The 3,841-nt window shown below is 64.2% G+C and carries 4 protein-coding genes; 1 reads left to right on the top strand and 3 read right to left on the bottom strand.

Features of this window, described 5'->3' with window-relative positions; translation table 11 throughout:
* Positions 1-72 precede the first annotated feature (72 nt).
* The 3 genes from EUC46_RS12260 to EUC46_RS12250 all read right to left on the bottom strand — a co-directional run bounded on the left by EUC46_RS12260 (position 73) and on the right by EUC46_RS12250 (position 2,098).
* Complete coding sequence (locus EUC46_RS12260; RefSeq protein WP_206646006.1) at positions 73-384, bottom strand: LbetaH domain-containing protein; 312 nt, start codon at positions 382-384, stop codon at positions 73-75.
* A gap of 19 nt (positions 385-403) precedes the next feature.
* Positions 404-925, bottom strand: a complete 522-nt coding sequence (locus tag EUC46_RS12255) for a nucleoside deaminase (RefSeq protein ID WP_128774439.1) — start codon at positions 923-925, stop codon at positions 404-406.
* Positions 926-1,228: 303 nt separating this feature from the next.
* Entirely contained in the window at positions 1,229-2,098 is an 870-nt protein-coding gene (locus EUC46_RS12250; protein ID WP_128774438.1) for an aldo/keto reductase, read from the bottom strand.
* A 517-nt stretch (positions 2,099-2,615) separates the two neighbouring features.
* Between EUC46_RS12250 and EUC46_RS12245 the strand changes: the two genes are divergently transcribed.
* Positions 2,616-3,383: a DUF6318 family protein gene (locus EUC46_RS12245; RefSeq protein WP_128774437.1), complete on the top strand. Its 768-nt coding sequence runs from the start codon at positions 2,616-2,618 to the stop codon at positions 3,381-3,383.
* Positions 3,384-3,841: the final 458 nt, after the last annotated feature.

Raw genomic sequence — 3,841 nt, 5'->3', positions numbered from 1 at the left:
AGCCTCATACGCCTGACCTACGGACCCCACGCATCCATAACCGAACGACTACGACACCTCACCTACGAACCATCAGAAGCAACACGCCTGGTCACAGCACCATAGAAACAACTTTGCCGAGCCCCTGACGTCCTGACCGAGGTGGATATTGGCTCCGAAGTCTGCGGTGAAGGGAGGGAAAAGGCGGAAGGATTCGGGGACTGGGCGCCGGGTGATCCGCTCCATGAGGGCGCGCACCTCTTGGGGCTCGTGGAATCCTGTGTTGAGTTCAGCGGTCAGCCGCTGGGTCTCAATGGCAAAAGCGCTCTGGAAGGCGGCCTCCGGGCTACCGCCGACGATGGGGGCCCGGGCGCCGACGTGGGCGAGGAACTCCTCCAGGGTCATGGTGCCTCCTTTATATATTTTATCTATTTCGTCTATTGGGATTTATCGGAGCGGGTGTGGGGTGGCCGGGCTCTGGAGGCAACTCAGGACCGGGCTCGGCGCCGGGCATTGGGCGCCGCTGGTTGAAGAAGCTGGTGAGGAGTTTCGTGGATTGCTCGGCCCGCAGTCCGGCGATCACCTCGACCTGGTGGTTGGCGCGTGCGTCGCGCACGACGTCGCGCACTGACCCGCAGGCCCCGGTCTTGGGCTCCCAGGCGGCGAAAACCAGCCGCGCCAGGCGGGCCAGCACAATCGCCCCGGCGCACATGGTGCACGGCTCCAGAGTCACCACTAGGGTGCAGCCCTCCAGGTGGGAGTTCCCCAAGGCGGCGCCGGCGGCGCGCAGGGCGCGGATTTCCGCGTGGGCCGTTGGGTCGTGCTCTGTCTGCCGGGCGTTGGCGGCCTGGGCCAGAAGGCGCCCATCGGGTCCCAGGACGACGGCGCCCACCGGGACCTCCCCAGCCCGGCCGGCCGCCGCCGCGAGCACCAGGGCACGGTCCATGGGGGCGGCGTAGAGGTTCTGCGCAACGCCGGACACGAACGGGTGGGGGGGTGGACTCACAGTCCCAGGGTCGCAGATCGCCCGACATCGGGACAGACTTCAGCGGCGCCGAACCGGTGGCCCGGCGCTCCTGCCCGGCGGCCAGGAGCGTCTTTCTAAGGCGGCTCCCTGCGCATCCCCGAAGAGAAACCCGCCCGCACCCGGGGCGTCTCGGCTGGAGCGGGCCTCTCCGCGCAGGTTGACCCGTGGCGGCCCCTGCGCGAAGAAGCGTGGCCGGGGTCCGGGCCGGCAGCGCTACACGAGTTAGTCGGCGTCGGCGGTGAGCCCGCTGAGCATGGCTGCGAACTCGGGGTTCTCGTGATCGCCGAACAGGCTCACTCCACCGTCTAGGGCCGCGATCGCCTCCATGTCAGCGACGTTGAGCTTAAAGCTGAGGATGTCGAGGTTCTCCACCATCCGCTCCCGGTGCACAGACTTGGGAATAATGATGATGTCGCGCTGAACCAGGTAGCGCAGTGCCACCTGGGCGGCGGTCTTGCCGTACTTGGCGCCTACGGCCGCCAGGGTCTCATTGGTGAAGAGGTTGTTCTTGCCCTCGGCCAGCGGACCCCAAGACTCCAGGGCGGTACCGTACTTGCTGTACCAGGGGCGGTTGGCTTTCTGCTGGTTGAAGACGTGAGTCTCCATCTGGTTGACGGCCGGGGGGATCTCGACGTGCTCAGCGAGGTCCACAAAGCGCCCCGGGAAGAAGTTGGAGACTCCAATGGCACGGACCTTGCCCTCGGATAGCGCCCGCTCCATGGCCCGGTAGGTGCCGTAGTAGTCGCCGAAGGGCTGGTGCACTAGGAGCAGGTCGATGTAATCGCTGCGCAGGCGCCGCAGCGAGCCCTCAATGGAGGAGGAGGCGCGCTCCTCGCCGGCGTTAGAGATCCAGACCTTCGTGGTCACGAAGATCTCTTCGCGCGGCAGTCCGGAGGCGGCCATGGCGGCACCAACAGCAGCCTCGTTGCGATAGACCTGAGCGGTGTCCAGGGACCGGTAGCCAACCTCGAGGGCGTCGCGCACTGCGCGCTCGCACTGGTCCGAATCCGGAATCTGGTAGACGCCGAAGCCGATCTGCGGCATGACGACGCCATTGTTGAGTGTGACGGTGGGAACGGGCTCCGTGGCCATGAGTTCTCCTTCGCGGATTGGAATCGCCTCCCAACCTGCAGGGTGACCAGGGGCGGGGACAGTCATAGTTGGGAGCGTCTTGGGTTCGTCCCGAATGCGCGCCGGGCCACGAAGCAGATCAGAAGGCGACGCTGCCCATGATACTGCGCACCCGAGCCGACGGTGGCGAGGATCGTTCCTCCTCATGCGTTTCTTCACAGGCGCCCCTGTGATAGCGGGCGCTCGTGGAGGCCCGTCCTCAGGTGTCGGCGGCGATAAGCTGGGCATTAGAAGTGATCGGACTCTGACGATTCCCGTCCGCACAAGCAGTGCTGTTGGTTTTGGGGTTTCGCCGGCTCGGTGGTTCGGGGGTGTTCGGGTCTTGTGGCCCGCACAGAGGTCGTCGGATGTATGACAAGTTCTCCACAGGTACTTTCGTAGGGGTAGTGCTGAACCACAGGGGTCGCTAGAGTGACCGCTATCACCACATTGTGGCGGTAGTTACATACCTGGTTGCCCTCTCACCCCTGGAGACACCATGGCCCCTCGACCCTGGCCGCGCAGCCCACGCACCTTTCGTGACAGGCGCGAAGATAACCCGGACACCGGCTGCGACAGTCGGGGTGCGCCACGCTACTGGTTGCGTCGAGCCGGCGCAGTGCTGCTCGCCCTATCGGTGTCCGCCCTGGGCGGTCTAGCCTGCTCCGCCGGCCAGACCACCGGGAGTGGGACGGCGACATTCACGGCCATTGCCGGCACCACCACCGCGACCATGAGCGAGGCGGAAGCCTCGGCCTCCGTCCAAGCCTCCCGCGACACCGCCATGGGACCCGAACTGGCCGCCCTGCGCCAGGCCGCCCTGGCCATGGAGCTGCCCACCAAGTCCTCCAATATGGACAACAACGACGCCGACGGCGCCGTCAATAGCGCCTACTACTTCATGGAACTTTATAGGTACGTCTTCGTTACCGGTGACACCACCGAATTCGCCGCCATGAGCGAAGACGACTGCATGTTCTGCCAGGACACCATCGATACCGCGGTAGAAGTTCATGCCAGCGGAGGCTGGGCCGAACCCTGGGAGCAAGACATACCCATTGCCGATTACTACCCGCCCCCAGAGGGGGGCGAATACTCCAAAGTCGAGCTCACAGTAACCATGGGCGAGTCCATCACCTATGACGGCGACGGTACCAAGCACGAATGGCCCGCACCCGCAGACCATGTCTTGGCAGTCATTCTGCACTATGTTGATGGACGCTGGATGGTAGTGGGATGCGACAGCAAAACCGAGAAAGCATCATGATGGTGCGTTCATGGATGGCTATCGCTGTCACTATTTTTATCCCTCTGTGTCCAGGATGTCCGCTTTCAAACAGTTACACAGACCTTGACGTTAGAGCTGTCGACAATGAGGCCACTTTTTCGGGGCAGTGGACTCAGACGATTCCTGCTCCTGAGGGCAGCGCCTCCCAGGGCGAGGACTCGGGCGCCTCAGTGGCCTACACCGAAGAACCCACGGCCAGCCGCTACACCTGCGCCAGCAGCGGACCGGACAACAAATGCCTGGGAACAGGATTCCTCCCCCACACAACCCCCGACAACACACCCACCACCACACCCGACAGCACCCCAATATGTGGTTCCCCCCGAATCGTGGAGGGCTTCCTTATGCGGTTTTGGGCAGGCCCTGGGCCGTGTTGGTCTCGTAGTCGATGGGGCTCTGCATGTCGGCTGTGCTGTGTCGGCGGTCGTGGTTGTAGA

This window comes from Actinomyces oricola (assembly GCF_004104015.1).
GTDB classification, from domain to species: Bacteria; Actinomycetota; Actinomycetes; order Actinomycetales; family Actinomycetaceae; genus Actinomyces; species Actinomyces oricola.
Note: the sequence above shows the minus strand (reverse complement) of the source record. Positions and strands in the feature narration are given on the sequence as shown.